Source organism: Cylindrospermopsis curvispora GIHE-G1 (assembly GCF_014489415.1).
In the GTDB taxonomy this organism is placed as follows: domain Bacteria; phylum Cyanobacteriota; class Cyanobacteriia; order Cyanobacteriales; family Nostocaceae; genus Raphidiopsis; species Raphidiopsis curvispora_A.
This window is the reverse complement of sequence record NZ_CP060822.1, coordinates 2,730,432-2,749,566: the sequence shown is the minus strand read 5'-3', so window position 1 is coordinate 2,749,566 and position 19,135 is coordinate 2,730,432. Positions and strand designations below refer to the sequence as shown.

20 protein-coding genes are annotated in these 19,135 nt (G+C 40.2%); 12 read left to right on the top strand and 8 right to left on the bottom strand.

Features of this window, described 5'->3' with window-relative positions:
• Positions 1–149: 149 nt before the first annotated feature.
• The 3 genes from IAR63_RS12245 to IAR63_RS12235 are packed head-to-tail and all read left to right on the top strand — an operon-like array spanning position 150 to position 3,004.
• Positions 150–1,439, top strand: coding sequence for a M16 family metallopeptidase (locus tag IAR63_RS12245; RefSeq protein WP_187707458.1), 1,290 nt, complete (start codon positions 150–152; stop codon positions 1,437–1,439).
• Between the two features lie 57 nt (positions 1,440–1,496).
• A complete protein-coding gene (locus IAR63_RS12240) occupies positions 1,497–2,369 on the top strand; it encodes a fructosamine kinase family protein (RefSeq protein WP_187705466.1) in 873 nt (290 codons plus the stop codon).
• Between the two features lie 44 nt (positions 2,370–2,413).
• Positions 2,414–3,004: a 2OG-Fe(II) oxygenase gene (locus IAR63_RS12235; protein ID WP_115538349.1), complete on the top strand. Its 591-nt coding sequence runs from the start codon at positions 2,414–2,416 to the stop codon at positions 3,002–3,004.
• 59 nt (positions 3,005–3,063) lie between these two features.
• On the opposite strand, the gene IAR63_RS12230 is transcribed toward IAR63_RS12235, so the two are convergent.
• On the bottom strand, positions 3,064–5,277 hold the full coding sequence (locus tag IAR63_RS12230) for a phosphoketolase family protein (RefSeq protein WP_187705465.1): 2,214 nt from the start codon (positions 5,275–5,277) through the stop codon (positions 3,064–3,066).
• Between the two features lie 115 nt (positions 5,278–5,392).
• Positions 5,393–6,469: a PIN/TRAM domain-containing protein gene (locus IAR63_RS12225; RefSeq protein WP_096543564.1), complete on the bottom strand. Its 1,077-nt coding sequence runs from the start codon at positions 6,467–6,469 to the stop codon at positions 5,393–5,395.
• 276 nt (positions 6,470–6,745) lie between these two features.
• On the opposite strand from IAR63_RS12225, the gene hemW reads away from it, so the two are divergent.
• Both hemW and lepB read left to right on the top strand, forming a co-directional pair.
• On the top strand, positions 6,746–7,912 hold the full coding sequence (gene hemW / locus IAR63_RS12220; RefSeq protein WP_096543562.1) for a radical SAM family heme chaperone HemW: 1,167 nt from the start codon (positions 6,746–6,748) through the stop codon (positions 7,910–7,912).
• 119 nt (positions 7,913–8,031) lie between these two features.
• On the top strand, positions 8,032–8,619 hold the full coding sequence (gene lepB, locus IAR63_RS12215) for a signal peptidase I (RefSeq protein WP_096543560.1): 588 nt from the start codon (positions 8,032–8,034) through the stop codon (positions 8,617–8,619).
• Between the two features lie 13 nt (positions 8,620–8,632).
• Here lepB and IAR63_RS12210 read toward each other — a convergent pair whose 3' ends face one another.
• Entirely contained in the window at positions 8,633–9,166 is a 534-nt protein-coding gene (locus IAR63_RS12210; protein ID WP_187705464.1) for a ComEA family DNA-binding protein, read from the bottom strand.
• Positions 9,167–9,184: 18 nt separating this feature from the next.
• Positions 9,185–9,556, bottom strand: a complete 372-nt coding sequence (locus IAR63_RS12205) for an NINE protein (RefSeq protein ID WP_096547610.1) — start codon at positions 9,554–9,556, stop codon at positions 9,185–9,187.
• A 186-nt stretch (positions 9,557–9,742) separates the two neighbouring features.
• Between IAR63_RS12205 and IAR63_RS12200 the strand changes: the two genes are divergently transcribed.
• The gene (locus IAR63_RS12200) at positions 9,743–10,102 is read left to right on the top strand and encodes a four-helix bundle copper-binding protein (RefSeq protein WP_187705463.1); all 360 of its coding nucleotides are present in this window, start codon (positions 9,743–9,745) and stop codon (positions 10,100–10,102) included.
• Positions 10,103–10,142: 40 nt separating this feature from the next.
• Here the strand turns inward: IAR63_RS12200 and IAR63_RS12195 are convergent, their stop codons facing one another.
• A complete protein-coding gene (locus tag IAR63_RS12195; protein ID WP_187705462.1) occupies positions 10,143–11,729 on the bottom strand; it encodes a helix-turn-helix domain-containing protein in 1,587 nt (528 codons plus the stop codon).
• Positions 11,730–12,159: 430 nt separating this feature from the next.
• On the opposite strand from IAR63_RS12195, the gene fdxB reads away from it, so the two are divergent.
• Together fdxB and IAR63_RS12185 are read left to right on the top strand one after the other, a co-directional pair.
• A complete protein-coding gene (gene fdxB / locus IAR63_RS12190) occupies positions 12,160–12,453 on the top strand; it encodes a ferredoxin III, nif-specific (protein WP_187705461.1) in 294 nt (97 codons plus the stop codon).
• 325 nt (positions 12,454–12,778) lie between these two features.
• Positions 12,779–14,305 carry a sensor histidine kinase gene (locus IAR63_RS12185; protein ID WP_187705460.1) on the top strand — a complete coding sequence of 509 codons (1,527 nt, stop codon included), beginning with the start codon at positions 12,779–12,781 and terminating at the stop codon, positions 14,303–14,305.
• A gap of 32 nt (positions 14,306–14,337) precedes the next feature.
• On the opposite strand, the gene IAR63_RS12180 is transcribed toward IAR63_RS12185, so the two are convergent.
• A complete protein-coding gene (locus tag IAR63_RS12180; RefSeq protein WP_235678256.1) occupies positions 14,338–14,745 on the bottom strand; it encodes an FGGY family carbohydrate kinase in 408 nt (135 codons plus the stop codon).
• Between the two features lie 104 nt (positions 14,746–14,849).
• Between IAR63_RS12180 and psaM the strand changes: the two genes are divergently transcribed.
• Positions 14,850–14,945 carry a photosystem I reaction center subunit XII gene (gene psaM, locus IAR63_RS12175; protein WP_015141228.1) on the top strand — a complete coding sequence of 32 codons (96 nt, stop codon included), beginning with the start codon at positions 14,850–14,852 and terminating at the stop codon, positions 14,943–14,945.
• Between the two features lie 132 nt (positions 14,946–15,077).
• Here the strand turns inward: psaM and rppA are convergent, their stop codons facing one another.
• Positions 15,078–15,788: a two-component system response regulator RppA gene (rppA, locus tag IAR63_RS12170; RefSeq protein WP_096547609.1), complete on the bottom strand. Its 711-nt coding sequence runs from the start codon at positions 15,786–15,788 to the stop codon at positions 15,078–15,080.
• 49 nt (positions 15,789–15,837) lie between these two features.
• On the opposite strand from rppA, the gene hisG reads away from it, so the two are divergent.
• A complete protein-coding gene (hisG, locus tag IAR63_RS12165) occupies positions 15,838–16,476 on the top strand; it encodes an ATP phosphoribosyltransferase (RefSeq protein ID WP_096543552.1) in 639 nt (212 codons plus the stop codon).
• Between the two features lie 10 nt (positions 16,477–16,486).
• Here the strand turns inward: hisG and IAR63_RS12160 are convergent, their stop codons facing one another.
• A complete protein-coding gene (locus IAR63_RS12160; RefSeq protein WP_096543550.1) occupies positions 16,487–16,906 on the bottom strand; it encodes a Fur family transcriptional regulator in 420 nt (139 codons plus the stop codon).
• 185 nt (positions 16,907–17,091) lie between these two features.
• Between IAR63_RS12160 and IAR63_RS12155 the strand changes: the two genes are divergently transcribed.
• Both IAR63_RS12155 and gor read left to right on the top strand, forming a co-directional pair.
• Positions 17,092–17,625, top strand: coding sequence for a peroxiredoxin (locus tag IAR63_RS12155; protein ID WP_187705459.1), 534 nt, complete (start codon positions 17,092–17,094; stop codon positions 17,623–17,625).
• Positions 17,626–17,767: 142 nt separating this feature from the next.
• Entirely contained in the window at positions 17,768–19,120 is a 1,353-nt protein-coding gene (gor, locus tag IAR63_RS12150) for a glutathione-disulfide reductase (protein ID WP_187705458.1), read from the top strand.
• The last annotated feature ends 15 nt before the right edge of the window (positions 19,121–19,135 follow it).

The following is a 19,135-nucleotide window of genomic DNA, read 5'->3' as shown; positions in this document are numbered from 1 at the left end:
TAATTGAGTGATAGTTTGGTAATCTTGAAGGATTACCAAACTATCTGCTATAGTAGAAGTGGGCTTTTAACCTGGGGGAAAGTCAATTCAATAAACCTAGGATATGAGTAGTTAGGATATGAGTAGTAATGCAGACCTTGCCACCACAAATGATATTAACCTTGCCAAAAACTCCACCTCTTCAAAAACCCAGAGTACATTCCCTGTGCAATGGGTTAAACATCATTGCGGAACAAATGCCAATTGAAGCAGTTAGTTTAAATGTGTGGATAAATGTTGGTTCTGCTGTAGAGTCCGATTCCATTAATGGAATGGCCCATTTTTTAGAACATATTATATTTAAGGGGACAGAAAACTTAGCCAGTGGTGAATTTGAGCGTCGTGTTGAAGAGCGAGGTGCCATTGCTAATGCAGCCACAAGTCAAGACTATACCCAATTTTATATAACCAGTGCGCCTAAAGACTTTAAGGATTTGGTACCACTGCAAATAGATCTAGTTTGTAACCCGTCCATTCCCCCAGATGGTTTTGAAACCGAAAGATTAGTGGTTTTGGAAGAGATTAGACGTTCACAGGATAGTATAGGAAGGCGAATTTCTCGCCGTCTAATGGAAACGGCCTTTGATTTTTTGCCTTATCGTCGTCCAATACTGGGTTTAGAAAGCATAATTTCTCAGTTGACACCCCAACAAATGGGAGAATTCCATGACACCTGGTATCAACCTTCTTCTCTAACCGCTGTAGCTGTTGGTAACTTACCAGTGGACCAGCTGATAGAAATTGTAGCTGAGGGGTTTGAAGAAAAGATGGCAAGGTCTTCAAAATACCTAGCTCGTCCACCTTTAGAGGTTATAGATAATCAGGAACCAGCATTTACAGGAATTACCCGTCACGAATTTACGGATGAAAATTTGCAAGAGGCTAGACTAATTGTTTTATGGCGAGTACCAGGATTGGGCGAAATAAAAAACACTTATGCCTTAGATGTTTTAGCGGGGATATTAGGACAAGGACGTAGCTCTAGATTGGTACAGGACTTACGGGAAGAAAGGGGATTGGTTTCCACAATTTCCGTCAGTAATAGTAATTATAAACTACAGGGACTATTCACGATTTCCGCCAAGTGTAATGTGGAAGATTTAGCAGCAGTAGAAACAGGTATAGTTGGACATTTGGAGAAACTGCAAACGGAATTAGTCCAAGAATCAGAAATTCTCCGAGTGCAAACAAGAGTAGCAAATAGATTTATTTTCAATAATGAAACACCGGGAGAGCGTTGTGGATTATATGGTTATTATCAGTGTTTACTTGGTGATTTGGATCCAGCATTCAATTATCCTCAACACATCCAAATGCAGAATCAGCATGACTTAATGAAAGCTGCACAAAAATATCTTTCGCCACAGGACTATAGAGCAGTTATTATTAAACCAAGATAATAAATAAGGTTAATTACTAAGGAAACAGTTGAAAAACGCGAGGTTCAAAACGGGGTGATGTGGCAAGAAATAGATCGGCAAATAAGTGAGGTAACTGGGCAAAAGTTCCAAACTACCCAAAGATCATCAGTGAGTGGTGGATGTATTAACCAGGGTTATGCCATTGGCAATGGTAAAATCACCTACTTCGTCAAAATCAATCAAGCATCCCAGGGAGAAATGTTTGCAGCAGAAATGCTGGGTTTACGACAAATGTATGAAACCAAAACTATCCGGGTTCCTCAACCATTATGTTGGGGGACTATAGATAATTGTAGTTACATAGTATTAGAATGGTTGCACATGTCAGCTGGCAATAATAAAAGCTGGCAACAAATGGGGAGAAATTTAGCAGCAATGCACAAAACTACCAGTGAACAAGGTTTTGGTTGGCATATAAACAATACTATTGGTTCCACACCACAAATTAATAGTTGGATGTTAAATTGGGATGAATTTTTTTTTAAAAACCGACTGGGTTACCAATTTCAGTTAGCAAGAAGACGCGGTGGCAATTTTCCTGGAGAACAAAAATTATTAGGTGTCATTCCTAGCTTATTAGCTGACCACGAAGCAGAACCATCCCTAGTTCATGGCGATTTATGGGGAGGAAATGTGGGATTTACAATTAATGGTGAGCCAGTGATTTTTGATCCAGCCACTTATTTTGGCGATCGGGAAGTTGATATTGCCATGACGGAACTTTTTGGTGGCTTCCCTCCCAGTTTTTACCGAGGATATGAGGAAGAATTTCCCCTAACACCAGGCTATGAAAAACGAAAAATACTTTATAATTTGTATCATATTTTAAATCACTTTAATTTATTCGGGGGTGGTTATGGCAGCCAAGCTAATGGTATGATAGGGAGGATTTTAGAAAGTATTGGGTAATAGTTTTTAAAAATAAACCTAAAAATAAATTTAGATAGGAATCTGTGAAATACTACCAAATACAAAGCAATATTTTTCCAAGTAGTTACCTGAAAGACCTAGGGGGAGAAATCCAAGCCAGTCCATACTTTACTACCAATAACCTCAATAGAGACTTTATTCAGACAAAAGGATTTTCTGTGGTTTTCCAAAGACAGGGAATAAAAATTGTCCAGGAGAAGTTTCCCTTTTTTAAACCCTATTTAGAATTGGCACTACAATCAAGTTGTAATGCATTTTATCTTAATCCTTTACTACTTCAAGAAGGTTCTCGGGTTGATCCACATATAGATCGTTCATTGCGCTCCTATTGTAAAACCATTGAACCACCAAATCTGGTGACGGTTCTTTATGTGCGAGTACCGGAAAACATGGAAGGGGGGGAATTAGTATTGAAATCAAATAATCGCCACATTCAGAAGATTAAACCCCAAACCAACACCTTAGTTTGCTTTCAGGGAAATTTGACCCATTCTGTTAATCCGATGAAAACATCGGGGAATCGTTTAAGTCTGGTTTGTGAGCAGTACGATTTGACAGATAGAGAAATTGTGCATATCCCCGTTTATACCCTAGAATCAAGAGCAATTTATTAATTTAACGGATGTGGGGAGATTTTCCCCACCCCTAATCAAAGAAGGATCTACACCTAACTCTAATGCACTAACTCAATAGCGCGCTTTGTCAACGCTTCCGCAGTTAAGCCATTAAAGGACATTAACTCACCTGCACTAGCTGTGGTCTCTCCTCGCTTCCAAGCAAAAGTATCCCGTTTAATAGAACTGCGTAACATAACTGGCTCTAACATAGCACTCGCACCACCAGTCACAGCAATTAACCCATCCCCACTAAATAACTCCTCAAACTCTTCATCAGCTAAAAACTCCCCATCCGGTTGGGAACAAGTATCCCAAGCAGTGTCATCAGGACGATATAAACGACGAGGATTAATCACAGAAATTATTTTTACCCCTATACCCTCAGTTTCTAAAAATGCTGCTGCTTCAAACACTGGTACTAGGGTCATATCGCCAATCACGGCAAATACAACTTGTTTTCCCCCTGGAACCTGATGTAATAAAATTGCCCCCTTTTCCAGTCCTTGTTTAGTTTGTTCTAGAGTGGTTCTAATGGGTAAAGGTGATTTACTAGCAGTAATTACAATACCTTTATTTTTGGTGGTCAAAGCCCAATCATAACAAACCTGGATACTATTAGCATCGGGAGGGAAAACGGGGAAGACATTACCATTCCTCATCATAGCAGCAAAGTATGCTTCCACTTCTGGTCTTTGATGGGTCCAACCGTTACGCCCCTGCTCCAATGCACCTGCTGTAAATAAGGTAATTGTGGATGGGGTTTTTCTTCTTAATTCGGCCATAGCTTGGGTCACAGTTTGCCAAATTGGCAGTCCATTTATGGCAAATGATTCATAAGAACACCATAGGGTTCTTCCACCCATCAGGGATAATCCCACTGCTAATCCTGCACAAGCATCTTCACTCAGGGGTTCATAAACTTGACCTCCGGGAATTTGGTTATATAGTTCATCTGCTGTGGGATGGTTGATTTTCAGAGCTTGGTTAATATTACCAATCCCGGATGCTTCATTACCATCCGCATTGGTCACCAGAAAGTTTTGATCCTTACTTCCTACTATTCCTACTAATCTACCCATAGCTGTGGTGGAAACCTTTGGCTCACCACCAACCGCATATTCTTCCAGTGGTAATTCCCCGATGGGTGCTAGGGGTAATTCAAATTCCGTCACTACTGTTTTTGCTGCTGGACCACCTCCAGCGCGTTCAGCATTGGTACGAACTGTTTGCCATGCTTCTATAGATAAGGCTCTTTTTTGTAGAGCTTTGGCAATATGGGGTGCATCTAAAGTATCTTTAGGATAAAGATTATGTGACTTTGCTCCTAATGCGTGCACACCCGCACCTTTAAGTTGTTTGATAATAAATACTGTTAGTGTACCATTGAGGGCTAAATTAGTCGCTTGATTAATGCCTATTAATACTTCTCTGGTAAATTCTAGTCTTCTTTCCCAGGAAAATATGGTGCTGTCTACATAATCTCCCGATTGATTCTGGTCGTCAAATTCTTTGGCATCTACGATGATTACTTCCTTAAAACCATTGCCTTGCCAATAAGCGGTCATTTCTTTGTTGGTTTTTAAGGACACCATACTATGGTGCTCTTGACTATAACCGTTCCACACTAAAATGGGTAAGAAATTGGTAACTTGAGGATAGGCGGTGTGAAAATGAGCCATGGAACTCATGATGTAAGGTTCACCTAATCCCCCATCTCCCACGGTGAAGGGAAACAGTTTGTCCCGGTGTAATAAAGCTGCTGCCATGGCAAAATGTTGTCCCTGTCCCAATGGTCCTGCAGGTGCCAAAATTCCAGGAATATAACCCGATAGGTGTCCTATTAGTCCGTGTTTCTCCCGAAAGCGATCGCGCAGTTGTTGTACAGTAAATATGCCCATGTCTTCTAAGGACCGATCTAAAAACATGGCACTATAAAAACCGGGAGCATGATGTCCCACTTCCGTAATAATATTTTTGTGTCCCAGCATGACTAATGCTGCATAAGCTTCGGCTTGACTAGCAAAGCCTCCTGGATGTCCTGAAGCTTTACTACCAGTGATTTGTAAGGTGAGATAGCGTAGGGCATCCGCCACTAGTAAGGTTTGATAAGCTGCTGCTGTATGGTTAATGTCAGCTATGGACACGCTACCAGATTCTATGACTGGCTTTGCACCATAGGTTTGAAAGTTTGGCAATGGTTCCCCAAAATATTGAATTCCCTCACAAAAACTGGGAACGGTGGAAGATGTCTTGGTTGTGTTTACTGTCATGCTGAGTACCTTAATAAATGCTAAAATTTTACATCTTCCTGGTTCTCAGATTTGATAGGTGTTTTCGATTGACCAACATCAATCTACACTATGAACTAACCTTCAACTGGCTATCTTACGCTAAAGCCGAGGCTTGCGGTTTGGCAAAGATCATTCTGCCAGCGGAGGTTTGTAGAGCACTGGTGACCACTACTCGCACTTCACCACCCACATAACCACTGCCTTCTTCTACCACAACCATTGTGCCATCATCTAAATAACCAATGCCTTGACTGGGCTCTTTCCCCTCTTTGAGGATTTTGATGTCAATGTTATCCCCCGGTAAGTAGGAAGGACGAACTGCATTTACCAAATCATTCACATTCAATACTGGCACTTTTTGAACACTGGCTACCTTGGATAAATTGTAGTCGTTGGTTAATAGAGTACCATTAATTTCCTGGGCGAACTTTACTAGTTTTGTGTCTACCGTGCTTAAATCATCGTACTCTACCGAGTTGATTACTATCCTTTCTGGATAGTTTTCCCTAATACGATTGAGAATTTCTAAACCTCTTCTTCCTCGTACTCGTTTTACATCCTTGGTTGCATCTGCTACTTGCTGTAGCTCCTGCAAAATAAATTGGGGTACGATAATTAATCCTTCTAAAAATCCCGTTTCTAGCAGTAATTCAATCCGACCATCTATAATGCAGCTGGTGTCTAAAACTTTGGTATTAGCTGGTTTGAGAGTTCCTTCTACTACTAGGGTCTCCACCGTATTAGGATTAATTAATCGTAACAAACCTCTACCATGGGTATCAGCTAAATTCATTCCCGTTACGGATAGGATTATACTGCCAACTACTGCTACTAAAGGTTTAATAAAGCTAAAATCTGCAGGGATGGGGAGTAGGAACAGGGGAGCTAACATTAAATTGGCTAGTAATAGCCCAATGACTAAGCCGATAGCACGAGTTAAAATGACTTCTATGGGCATTTCCTTCACTTGTGCTTCTAATCGCCTATAGCTGGTCTGGAAACTCAGTCCAACCGCGCCACCAATGAGAGCAGCGAAGACAGCTACTACTAAACGCAAAGCATCTAAATTGGTTACTCCTTTGAGACTTCCTGGTGGTAGTAAGTCGGTACTGAAATAACCTATTCCCGCAGAGGCTATAATAAATGAGATAATGATGGTGAAATCAAGCATGATTTATTTTTCCTGAATAATGTTTGTCTGTGCGACTTTAAGGCATTTTTTCGGTCAAATGTGGATTGGTTAATATGAAGGACGGAATAATTATCAAACTGCATCTAGCCTACAGGTCTGAGAATTCTGAAAATATATGTGGCTATTATATCTTAGTGGTTTAGGTTTACCTGTAAACTTCCACGGGTTTTTGGATATACTAGTGTCTTCAGGATTGCGTTACTTTTAACTACAAAATGTGATTTTTGTCAACAGTTCTATCAATGAATTTTTTCCATGAGTTTTCCAATCCCCACCGCTGCTTATGTACATATCCCCTTCTGTCGGCGCAGGTGCTTTTATTGTGATTTTCCCGTGTATGTAACGGGCGATCGCGTGCGAGGGGAAGCATCTCATACAATTAGTCAGTATGTAGATAGCATTTGCCATGAGATCAGCATCACACCGACTTTTAGTCAACCTTTGAGAACGGTTTTTTTTGGTGGTGGTACACCTTCCCTATTGTCGGCCAAACAACTAGAGCAAATATTGAGGAGTTTGGAAAAGAGATTTGCCATGGAACCAAAGATGGAAATTTCTATGGAGATAGATCCAGGTACATTTGATTTAGCTCATATTCAAGGTTATAAAAATGCAGGAGTAAACAGAGTCAGTTTAGGGGTGCAGACCTTTACCCCAGAATTGTTAAAAACTGCTGGGCGATCGCACTCGGTTGAAGATATTTTTGCAGCTATTGATATGGTTAACCAAGTGGAGATACCCGAATTTAGCATAGACCTGATTTCGGGTTTGCCACATCAGTCTATAGAGCAATGGCAAAATTCTTTAACCAAAGGGGTAGAAATTGCTCCTACCCATATTTCCATTTATGATTTAACCATAGAACCGGGCACAGTGTTTGGTCGTTATTATCAACCTGGGGATCACCCTCTACCAGCGGATGAGATTACAGTAAAGATGTATGAACTAGGACAAGAGATTCTCACGGGTGCGGGTTATGAACATTATGAAATTTCTAATTATGCTAAGCAAGGGCATCAATGTAAGCATAATCGGGTTTACTGGCAGAATCTTGCTTACTATGGTTTTGGCATGGGTGCTACCAGCTATATAGAAGGTAAACGCTTTTCTCGTCCTCGAAGGATCCAGGAATATTATCAATGGTTAAATGATGGTGCAATAATTGATGTTGAAGTTATACATGAAGATGAAGAACTATTAGAGACTATAATGTTGGGGATGCGTTTAGCAGAAGGTTTAAATCTAGGAGTATTAGCAGAAAAGTTTGGTGACCAAAAAGTTGAGAAAATACAAAAGTGTTTACAACCCCATGTGATTCCAGGTTGGGTAAAATTGACCAAAGATAGATTATGTTTAAATGACCCCCAGGGTTTTTTGTTTTCTAATGTAGTTTTAGGAGATTTATTTGCCAAACTAAGTTGAGAAAAGCTCAAAGATCCTATAGAGCGGTTCTTCAAACCGTGGTATGTTAAAATTAGCGGGGAACTAAAATCCTGCACACCAGGAATTGTAATTTTGCCAGAAACAATCGTCAACAGAGTATGAATGATCCGGAAAAGAAGAGTATTGAGGAAACTTCCACATCTTTAAACAATTTAAATAAACAGGGGGGTTGGCAAGAAAATCTAACTTTAATAGGGGTGGCACTGATTTTAGCCCTATTGATCAGAGTATTTATTGCAGAACCTCGTTTAATTCCTTCCGCATCAATGTATCCCACCCTGCAAATAGGGGATAGATTAGTAGTAGAGAAAATATCCTACCGACTTCATCCTCCTCAAGCTGGTGACATCGTGGTTTTTCAGACACCTCCTGAATTACAACAGCGTGGGTATGATGACAATCAAGCTTTTATTAAACGGATTATAGGTATTCCAGGAGATATAGTTGGTATAGTGAATGGTCAAGTTTATGTGAATGGCAAACGGTTGGAAGAAGACTACATTGCTGAACCAGCAAATCAACCATTCCCCCTGATCAAAATTCCAGAGGACAAGTTCTTTGTGATGGGAGACAATCGCAATGACAGTAATGATTCTCGATACTGGGGTTTTTTACCGCGAAAGAACCTGATTGGTCACGCAGCATTTCGCTTTTGGCCATTAAATCGATTGGGTTTGATTGGTTAGGGGTATGGTAATACTATTGAAAGTGCAAATAGTACATTAGTTTGGAGACCAGGTCACCAGATAATCCCAACCTTTGTTGAAAATCCACCAGATTACGATAAGCACCACCAGCGAGGCGGTTTTTTACCACCGCCTCTGCTAGGTCCATATCTATCGTTGGAATTTCCAATAGAGTTTCTATAGATGCCGTATTAATATTGATTGATTGTTGGTGTACTAAGGAGTGTTCATCATAATAAGTAAAACTGAGCAAAGGTTTGAGTGGTTCTAGTCGGTGAATGGGTATACTTAAAGCTGCAGCAATATCTTCAATACAATAAAACTTCACCCCAGAGCGGGACAATGCCACCAAAGAGCGACCCTGATGAATAGATAAACCAGGTAATCGTAACCAGTCATCCACATTGGCTTGATTAACATCAATCCGCATACCCAATTGTGCAGCAAGATGTATTTCCTCTCCCGACTGTAAGCGATAGTAGGGATCATGAAGAAGTTTGTGTCGTAATTTTTGTAACTTGAGATTCCAAGGAAACCAGCTAATCATCGGAAATTATAGTCCCCACTAAGAGATACGGTCTATCAATTGACGACGTTTTTGCTCGAATTCATATTCAGAAATCAACCCCTCCTCACGCAAAGCATCCAACTCACGTAAAGCATTAGCCACCGATTCCACATGGGCACCCACTTCCGGGGAACTGCTAACTGATTGACCAGAATTAAACTTCCTGTTAAAAGTCTCCTCATCCTGTGTGAGATACCACACCCCCTCTATAGCACTAGCTATTTTGGGAATTGGTGTCCAGGACAATAACACATACAGAATTCCCCACACTGGTTGTCCCAAATAAAACTTGTGTAATCCGGAAATAGCGATCGCACCGGAAAAGGCCAGCACAGCTGCAATGGCGCGGTTTTTCCGTTTAAGGAGCATACCCAATTGCACAAAACCCACCTAAAGTTTGCTTAAAAAACACTTTGATTCCTAGGGTAGCACAAACTAATTAGGGAGGGGGGAATTCTCCGAAAAAACTACTGCCAAAGCGGCCAGCTTGACCTCCAGACCTTAGCTAGGATGAATTTTTGGAATTGACCCCCAAACAAATCAGGAGTGTTGATTATGATGATGATGATGACTGAATCCTTGACCACAGAAATGCAAAACTGCGTCAATGCTACCACAGAATGTCATAAAATCTGTTTAGAAACCATGACCTACTGTATGAGTCAAGGTGGTAAATATATGAGTGCCAATCTCATCAGCGCCATGCGTGACTGCTCAGAATTCTGTATGATATGTACTAATATGCTAATCAGCGGTTCCATATTTGCTGAAAAGACTTGTGCACTTTGTGCAGAAATATGCGATCGCTGTGCATTAGCTTGTGAGACCATATCTACTGATAAAAAAATGATAGCTTGTGCCAGTGCTTGTCGCAATTGTGCAGAAGCTTGTCGAGGAGTAAAAGTAGGGGTGTAATTTTATAAAGGGGGGACAGGGAATATAGTTGAAGATCGGATTAGAGAATATTTAGTATTCTCCTAAGCAAAAGCTGATCTTCCGATTTAGGTTTGAGACGGCCATTTTCCACATCGCGGATCCAACTTTGACTTTTACCAGCCAACTTTGCTAATTCCCGTTGAGAGATACTAATAGCTTTGCGAGCTTGTAATACCTGTTCCCCCAATAAATCATCATGAGGTTTCACAGACCTTTTACCCTTAACGGAACGATGTTGTTTACGATGGGACTGTGGAGTGACGTTTTCCCAATCTGAAGGTAATTCAAAAGACAAAATTCGAGCATTCATCAACATATTCCACTTACCACGGGGACCGCTATCAGTCAGACGATGCTCACCACTACCATCATTAATCCAAAATTCTAAGGCCTCATCTGGATCTTCAGGAATATCAACTAATTTTGCCCAAAGGGGCTGAATTTCTACCGGGTAAGTAACGGGGTCAAAAATCACTTTAATACCATAGTGATTAAGTACCTCCAAATCATTTTCAAAAGTGCGTAGCAAACGTTTACGCTCATCCCGGGATCTAGAAGCAAGATGAATTTTTTCCTCACCATAACCAACGCGCAATAAGGTAGGAACAGTAATTCTTTGTTCCCTGCCCATTTTAGTTTTAAAAAGTAACCATAACATCAACCTAACTGCACCTTCATGTTGTTGCCAAAGACTCATCACCGTAGTCAATAATGTTTTTGGTAAACTACCATATTGATAGAATGCCAAACTTTCTTTACAGCCCTGTTTATTTAAAAAGTGCCTGGACCACAGACCAGCTTTCACCTTAAAAGTCAAACCAATGAGATATTTACAACCTCGTTCATCTTCCTGAAAATGATGTTCAATATCCGTTAAATGCCATAGATAACTCTTCTCCACAGAAAAAGCGGGGACTTTACCTCTAGCTTGCCAATCAATGGAAACAACCAAAGAACAGACCTGTTGAACAATACTCTTAATCAAACATAACCTTGTAGTTTTGTTCAGATCTTTCCGTTTTTCTAGTCCCAAATATGCTTCAATTTGCCGTTCATCAATGGTAAATTCCTGTTCCCAAGGTTGGTCCAAAGTGGTAGCGTATGCTGCAAAAATCAGGTGAATACAGGCAGCACGAATATCGAGATTTTCGATGGTTGATAAATCTCTGACGAAACCAGATTCAGAAGGGTCTTGAATAGCAAAAGAAATATTACCTCGACCTTGATTGACTTGACGACTATAGTATAAATTACCTCCCCCATCCTGTGCCCAATGTAATGATTTACGTTGTGCTAATATATTGCACGCCTCCCAAATGACTATAGCGGAAGCAAATGGGTGGTTTTTACCATTAGAAAATAAATCCAGACTGGTAGATTCTCTTACTTCAACTTTGCATCTGCCTTTTTTAGCTTGCCAGGGTATAGGAGATTGGGTAGGACAAGCAATTACGCATTGTGGTTCGGGATAATAACCCTCACAATTATTACAAAGACAAGGATCTATCCAATATTCATTATTTTCGATTTTGATGGCACCCGTGGGACATTGGGGGCGGCATTTATCACATCTATTGCAATTTTTATTAGGAATTATATAAGGCATAGGGCTACTTCCTAGTTAAATTGCCTAGATGGTTGACTTAAATTAACCCTCGATGTCTCATTTTGATTCATAGTTAACTTTTCCCTGTTAACTGTAGATTGTGATTTGTCTCCCTATTCATACCCGGAAATTTAAACTTTATTAGTTCTTCATTAACTATAAATTTCATAAAGATTTTGATAATATTGTTCATCATGAACTAGCAACTATTTATTAATTTTGTTTTCTGACATTCGTCAGATATTTAGTAGGGGGTAAATAAAAATAATTGTCAATAAAACATAAATATTTCAGTAAATAACGGTAAATCACCAGGCCCATAAAATTTGACAAAAAAGTTAACATTTAACATTAAAAAGTAAAAATATGAGACTATTATCAAGAAAGAAGTAACTAAAAAATTGTAAGTAAAATTGCTCAGGTTAGAGTCATGGCAACATTAACAGGATTGACATTTGGTGGTGGAACTTGGACACCTAAATTTGCCCAAGGTATTGATAAGGACAAATGTATTGGTTGTGGCAGATGTATGAAGGTTTGTGGTTACAATGTTTTAGGTTTGATGGCCTTGAATGAAGAGGGTGAATTTGTAGAGGATGAAGATGATGAAGAAATTGAACGTAAGGTGATGGTTGTTACTCAACCGGAAAATTGTGTTGGTTGCCAAGCATGTTCTCGTATTTGTCCTAAGAACTGTTATTCCCATACAGTGTTGGAAAAGTAGTTTTTAGCGTTCGTAATTAATCAGCTACTACTGATGTAGCTCTGAAGATTGTCTTTTATGAGGGGAATTTTAAATCCTATGTGGTTTTATTTAGACTTATTTGACGAAATTCAATCTATTTCAGTTAAGACCTATGGTAATACGCATTTACATTAGAGCTATTGTGAGGTATTCTAAGAGAATTGGGTAAATTCCACCTGTGGAGTTCGGTTATACCACTCCCATGAATAGACAAAAGACTATAAGCTAGAAATTATGTAGTGCAGTGTATACTTTAACTATAGTTCCAATAATCGTCTCATAGTCAATCAAAGGGTGAAAACCTGTGTACCAATGGATTTTACCAAGTTTGGCAGAAATTCTGGATCAAAGCCAATCTCACACAGTTCCATGTTCATCTGAAAAAGCAGAACAACAATGGCGTGTCGGTCTTGCTGCTGCAGAACATCTCCTCCTAACGACTCTAACACCAAAAACACCCCATCATACCACTCCAGGTTTAGTTTTGACTGCACCAACTCCTCTGTTCGGTCAACCCAATCTGACCCAAAACCTACAAACAGTCACCTTTGCAACTAAACCTTTTAACCCGTTGGCTTTAATGCCATTTGATGTACCGCCAAAAGTGTTAGCGAATCAGGGCAACTTGTTCTTTGACCAACATACTACTATTAGAAATAATACTTACCATTCTCATCTGTATAATAACAATAATACCATTCTCCCCGATGATTCTATTTTACCTTTATTAGCCCCCGATCCCTTGGGAAATGAGCAGTTTTGCTTAGTATTTACAGAAAAGTTTACACTAGCTTTAGTATTGTCAGCTCCCACTGGTAGTAAAAAAAAGTTTTTATTTTCTTTTGAGCCGGATGTGGTTAAACAAGCTTGGCAAGCATTAGGAACAAGATTAGTTTTGACTAATCCAGAATTGTTTTCCCAGTTAGATGCTAGGGTTGAGAATTACCCCCTAACTGCACCAAACTATCAAACCATTATTCAATTTAGTCAATTTCTGCTTGCTGAATTACCAGAATCAATTGATAGGCCCACCCATTCTTTTCCTATCTTTTCCTTTCCTCATGACCCCGTTTTACCATCTGCAAAACCTCCTTCTCGTTCTGATGTGGAACTACTGCAGGCATTCTCCCATGAAGTGCGCACACCCTTGGCAACTATTCGTACTATGACACGACTGCTGTTAAAGCGACAGGATCTACCTGGAACTGTTATCAAACGGTTGGAAGTTATTGATCACGAATGTACGGAGCAGATTGACCGTATGGAGTTGTTATTTAAAGCTGCTGAGTTAGAAACTTTGGAAACTTCTCAAACCCCAAAGTCCCAAACTACCCAAATTGGTTCTCAGCTCACACCCATGTGCTTAGACCAGATCCTAGAACAAATTATTCCCCGTTGGCAACAAGCAGCAACTCGACGTAATTTGACTTTAGATGTAGCTTTACCTCAACAATTGCCAACAGTAGTTAGTAATCCGGCCATGCTAGATCGCGTACTGACTGGCTTGATGGAGAATTTTACCCGCAGTTTACCTCCTGGTAGTTCTATTCAAGTTCAAGTTGTTCCTGCGGGTCATCAACTCAAATTACAGTTATTACCTCGGTTGGGTTGTCATAATTCTACTAAGGATGTTCACTTACCCATTCGCAAAGCTCTGGGTCAATTGTTAATCTTTCAACCGGAGACTGGCACTATTAGTTTAAATGTTGCCGCGACTAAACACCTATTTCAGTCTATAGGTGGCAAGTTGATTGTGCGGCAAAATTCCCAACATGGTGAGGTAATGACAATATTTCTACCGTTGGAAATTGATCATAAACACCTCTACTAATTAGGAAGGCGCAATTATTTGTAGGATGGGTTTCATACTTGAGAAAAAGTAGGTAACTGCTGCATCCATAATAATTTAGCTAGGGTAGAGGTAGCACTGAGAACAGTATGGTTGGGGGGAGCCACCTCTGCCAAACGCTTAATAAAAACTGACCCCCTTCCATCGTTGTATAATAGGGGTGGGCACACCGGTTCACCAATAGCATCCCTTAGTAAAACAGTAGAAGAAGTGCCATTAATGGCAATTCCCCTGATTTGTCGACGGGAGTCCTGGGAAATTGCCCCTAAAAGCTCCCATAAAGTCGCTCGCCAGCAATCACTTCCATCACCCCCATGGGGATGGCAAAGACGACGAATTTCTCCCCTAATCGTGGAATCTTCATCAATTACTATGCCCCGGGCACCGGAAGTACCAAAATCAATACCTAAATATAATGTCATTTTGGTTCATGTTGCGTCTTGTAAAAATATGTGTCTCAATTGTGGTAAAACCGTAAAATAGCTGGGAGATGTCAATTCATCCTGTTTTTTGGAGGGTTACCACCATGTCTATCTCAGATACTCAAGTTTACATTGCCTTGGCCGTAGCTTTAATTCCAGGTATTTTGGCTTGGCGTTTAGCTACTGAACTTTACAAGTAATACCAGTGCACCGGTTTGTAACCGTTCAAACAATTTGTATAAAATTGTGAGTCTGTAGCGGGTCAACCGCTACAGGGCTATTCGGTTTTAACACAATTGCAGCCATTAAACCAATTTGACTTCTCGTGACCACTATGGTTTTGGGTTGGGATGTAACGTGCAGTTATGGTAACTAAAACGATATCCTTTGCCATAGACGGTGTGAATTAACATAGACTCTCCACCTAACTCAATCTTACGTCGTAACAGACGAATTAACGCAGCAATGACGTTACTTTCCGGTAGTTTTTCCCCTTTCCACAGATGTTGCATAATTTGACCATGGGTTAGTAATTGTTCTGGATTTTCCATAAAATATTTTAGGAGTTGACTTTCTTTTTCTGATAGCTCTATTATTCTTCCCTGACGATGGGCAACCTGATTTTCCATATCTAGTTCTAAATCTCCCAATGCCAACTTTCCCGTTGTGGTACAACTATCAACACTGGAACGACGCAGGAGGGCACGAACCCTGGCCAGTAACTCCCTCAGCTCAAATGGCTTGACTAGATAATCATCTCCACCCGCATCTAAACCCTGAACTCGGTTATCTAGGGTGTCCTTAGCAGTGAGGAATAAAACGGGAATATTTTTCCCTTGATGACGCAATTCCTGGCAAATTTCCAACCCAGTTTTTTCCGGTAACATCCAATCTAAAATCAATAGATCATAGGTTCTTGTTTGTGCTAGTTCACTACCGCTTTTCCCATTATATGTTATGTCTACTATATATCCTTCCCGGGTCAATATTCGCCCTAGAGGATCCGTTAGTTCCACTTCATCATCAACTAATAAAATTTTCATGCTCCTAGTGAGATAATAAACCCCAAAGACAAACATATCAAAAAAAATAATGCTGACTGTTGCACTACCAAAAGGGGAATTACTTAAAAATAGCATTCAACTAATGCAATCTGCTGGTTTGGATTTTAGTGCCTTCCTAGATGCTGGAAACCGTCAATTGCAAATTTATGATGCTAGTGGAAAAGCTAAAGGACTGTTAGTCAGAGCGCAGGATGTACCTGTATATGTCGAATATGGTCAGGCACAACTGGGTATTGTTGGTTGTGATGTGCTAAAAGAAAAAAAACCACAAGTGGGACAATTAGTTGACTTAAAGTTTGGGTATTGTCGAATGTCCGTGGCGGTAAAGTCTACCAGTTCTTATAAATCACCCCTAGACCTACCTGCTCACGGTCGTGTAGCTTCTAAATATGTCAACTGCGCTCGGGAGTATTTTGAAAGTTTGGACTTACCAGTGGAAATAGTACCTTTATATGGTTCAGTGGAACTAGGACCAATTACGGGGATGTCGGAAGCGATTGTGGATATTGTTTCCACCGGAAAGACTCTCCGGGAAAACGGACTGGTAGAAATTGCCACCTTGTATGAAAGTACTGCTCGATTAATTGTTCATCCCCTGAGCTATCGTTTAGATTTGGGAGGGATATATAATTTGGCGCAAAGTGTCAAATCATCAGTTAATTCCTGATGTGTCTTTTCTATTCTCGACAATTATCGCATGTTCCATGAACCGTAACCTGGTAAGTCTTTCCCCGCAAACCAGGACGGAGATTTTTTAGTTCTATACATTCAAAGGTATCCCAAGCTATATCTTCAATTCCTCCACAACGCTGACAGCAAAAATGATGATGGGGTTGTGTATTTGCATCATAGCGAGATACCCCCTCCTGTAGGAGCACCTCCCTAACTAGTCCCACTTCCCTTAGAGCTTGTAAAGAGCTATATATGGTCGCTTGGGATGAAACCGGAAAGTCTTTATTCAGATCCGTCAAGATTTGATCCACTGTGGGGTGATCGGTGCGAGATAACAAATTTGCATACACTGCAAAGCGCTGGGGAGTCACCCTCAATCCCTTAGATTTTAAGGTTTTAATAATTGCGTTTGCTTGCTCCTGCATGATCTTAATCTTATTGATGAAAATTTTTGGATTGGGCCTAGTCTAGCATATCCCAAAATTAATGCCATTTACTATTTAATAAAAAAAATAAGTATTTATTACTATTGACTTTTTATTAAATCAGAATTATTCTGAGATAAGAATAGACATAAACACAAATTTATCAATTAAACGAAGAGGTTAACATGGCTGTAATTCAAACCGTTCCCGAGGTTGTTTTCAAAACCCGTGTTCGTGACGAGCTGATAGGTGGTCCCAATCCTTTCCGTTGGCAGGATCGGACTACAGAGCAGTTGTTTGCTGGTAAGCGTGTAGTTGTCTTTTCATTACCAGGAGCTTTTACTCCCACTTGTTCTACTTCTCACTTACCACGCTATGAAGAACTGTATGACGAGTTTAAGAGATTGGGCATAGATGAGGTAATTTGTGTATCTGTGAATGATGCTTTTGTTATGTACCAATGGGGTAAACAACAGGGAGCGCAGAAAGTATTTTTGTTACCAGATGGTAATGGAGAATTTACCCGCAAAATGGGTATGTTAGTGGACAAGTCCAACCTGGGTTTTGGAATGAGGTCTTGGCGTTATTCCATGGTAGTGAATAACTGTCAGATAGAAAAAATATTTATTGAACCTGGTTACGAAGATAATTGTCCTACTGATCCCTTTGAAGTTTCCGATGCAGACACCATGCTAAAATACCTGCAAAGCGTAAAATAGGAGAATAAAAAGTGGGAAGGAATGATTCCTTCTCACCAACTTGTAAGTAGGGAGGCGCAATTATTTAATTCCACCGACCCACTTATGGTTTACTAATTAAACCGATAGTAATTAAGAGATTATTAATTAAGAGATTATAAAGATGAATTACGATTTTGACTTATTTGTAATTGGTGCAGGTTCTGGTGGTATTGCTACAGCTAGAAGAGCAGCAGAATATGGAGCAAGGGTAGGAATTGCTGAGTTTGATAGATTAGGTGGAACCTGTGTAAATCGTGGTTGTGTGCCCAAGAAGCTGATGGTTTATGCTTCCCATTTTCCGGGATTGTTTTCTGATGCTGTGGGGTATGGGTGGGGTAGGGTTACCAGTTCCCTAGATTGGGAAAAGATGATTAACGCAGTCAATAACGAGGTAACCCGTTTGAATGGGATTTATCAGAGAATGTTAGATAATTCCCAAGTGGAGGTTATACGGGGGTATGCCAAACTTGTTGACACTCATACCATTACAGTTGGTGAACGGCAAATCACAGCAAACAAAATACTAATTGCAGTAGGTGGTTATCCAACTAGACCAAATACCCCTGGAATTGAACATGCCATTGTATCTGATGACATGTTCCACCTGAAAACCCAACCGCAAAAAATGGTGATCTTGGGTGGTGGTTATATTGGGAGCGAGTTTGCCTGTATTATGAATGGATTGGGCACGGAAGTCACTCAAATTATTCGTGGTGATATGATTTTACGTGGTTTTGACCATGATTTACGAAATGAAATTCAACAGGGTATGAGTAACCATGGTATTAATATTATTAATCATGCTCAAATAATCGCCATAGAAAAACAAGGTGAAACATTCCAAGTTAAATTCCGTCAGGATGGACAACAAGAAGACACGGTAATTGTTGATGCGGTAAGTTTAGCAGCTTTAGGTCGCAAACCAAAAACTGAAAATTTGGGATTGGAAAACACCAAAATCCAATTAGACCAGGGGGCGATCGTGGTAGATGAGTATAGTCGCACAGAAGAGGAGAATATTTATGCTGTAGGTGACTGTACCAACAAAATTAACTTAACCCCGGTAGCGATAAATGAAGGTAGGGCATTTGCTGATACTGTCTTCGGAGGTAAGTCTCGCACCATGAGTTATGAAAATGTGCCCACAGCAATTTTCACCACACCAGAAGCAGCTACAGTGGGACTCACAGAAGAACAAGCGCGGGAGAAATATGGTGACGCAGTGAAAGTTTATCGCAGTCGTTTTCGTCCCATGTACTATACCCTACCAGGGAAAGAAGAAAAAACCTTGATAAAATTAGTGGTGGAGCAAACCAGTGATTTAGTCCTGGGGGCTCACATGGTGGGAAATAATGCAGCAGAAATTATTCAAGGAATTGCAATTGCTATTAAAATGGGAGCAACTAAAGCCAACTTTGATGCTACCGTAGGGATTCATCCAAGTTCAGCTGAAGAATTTGTCACCATGCGATAATCAACGCGACAATCA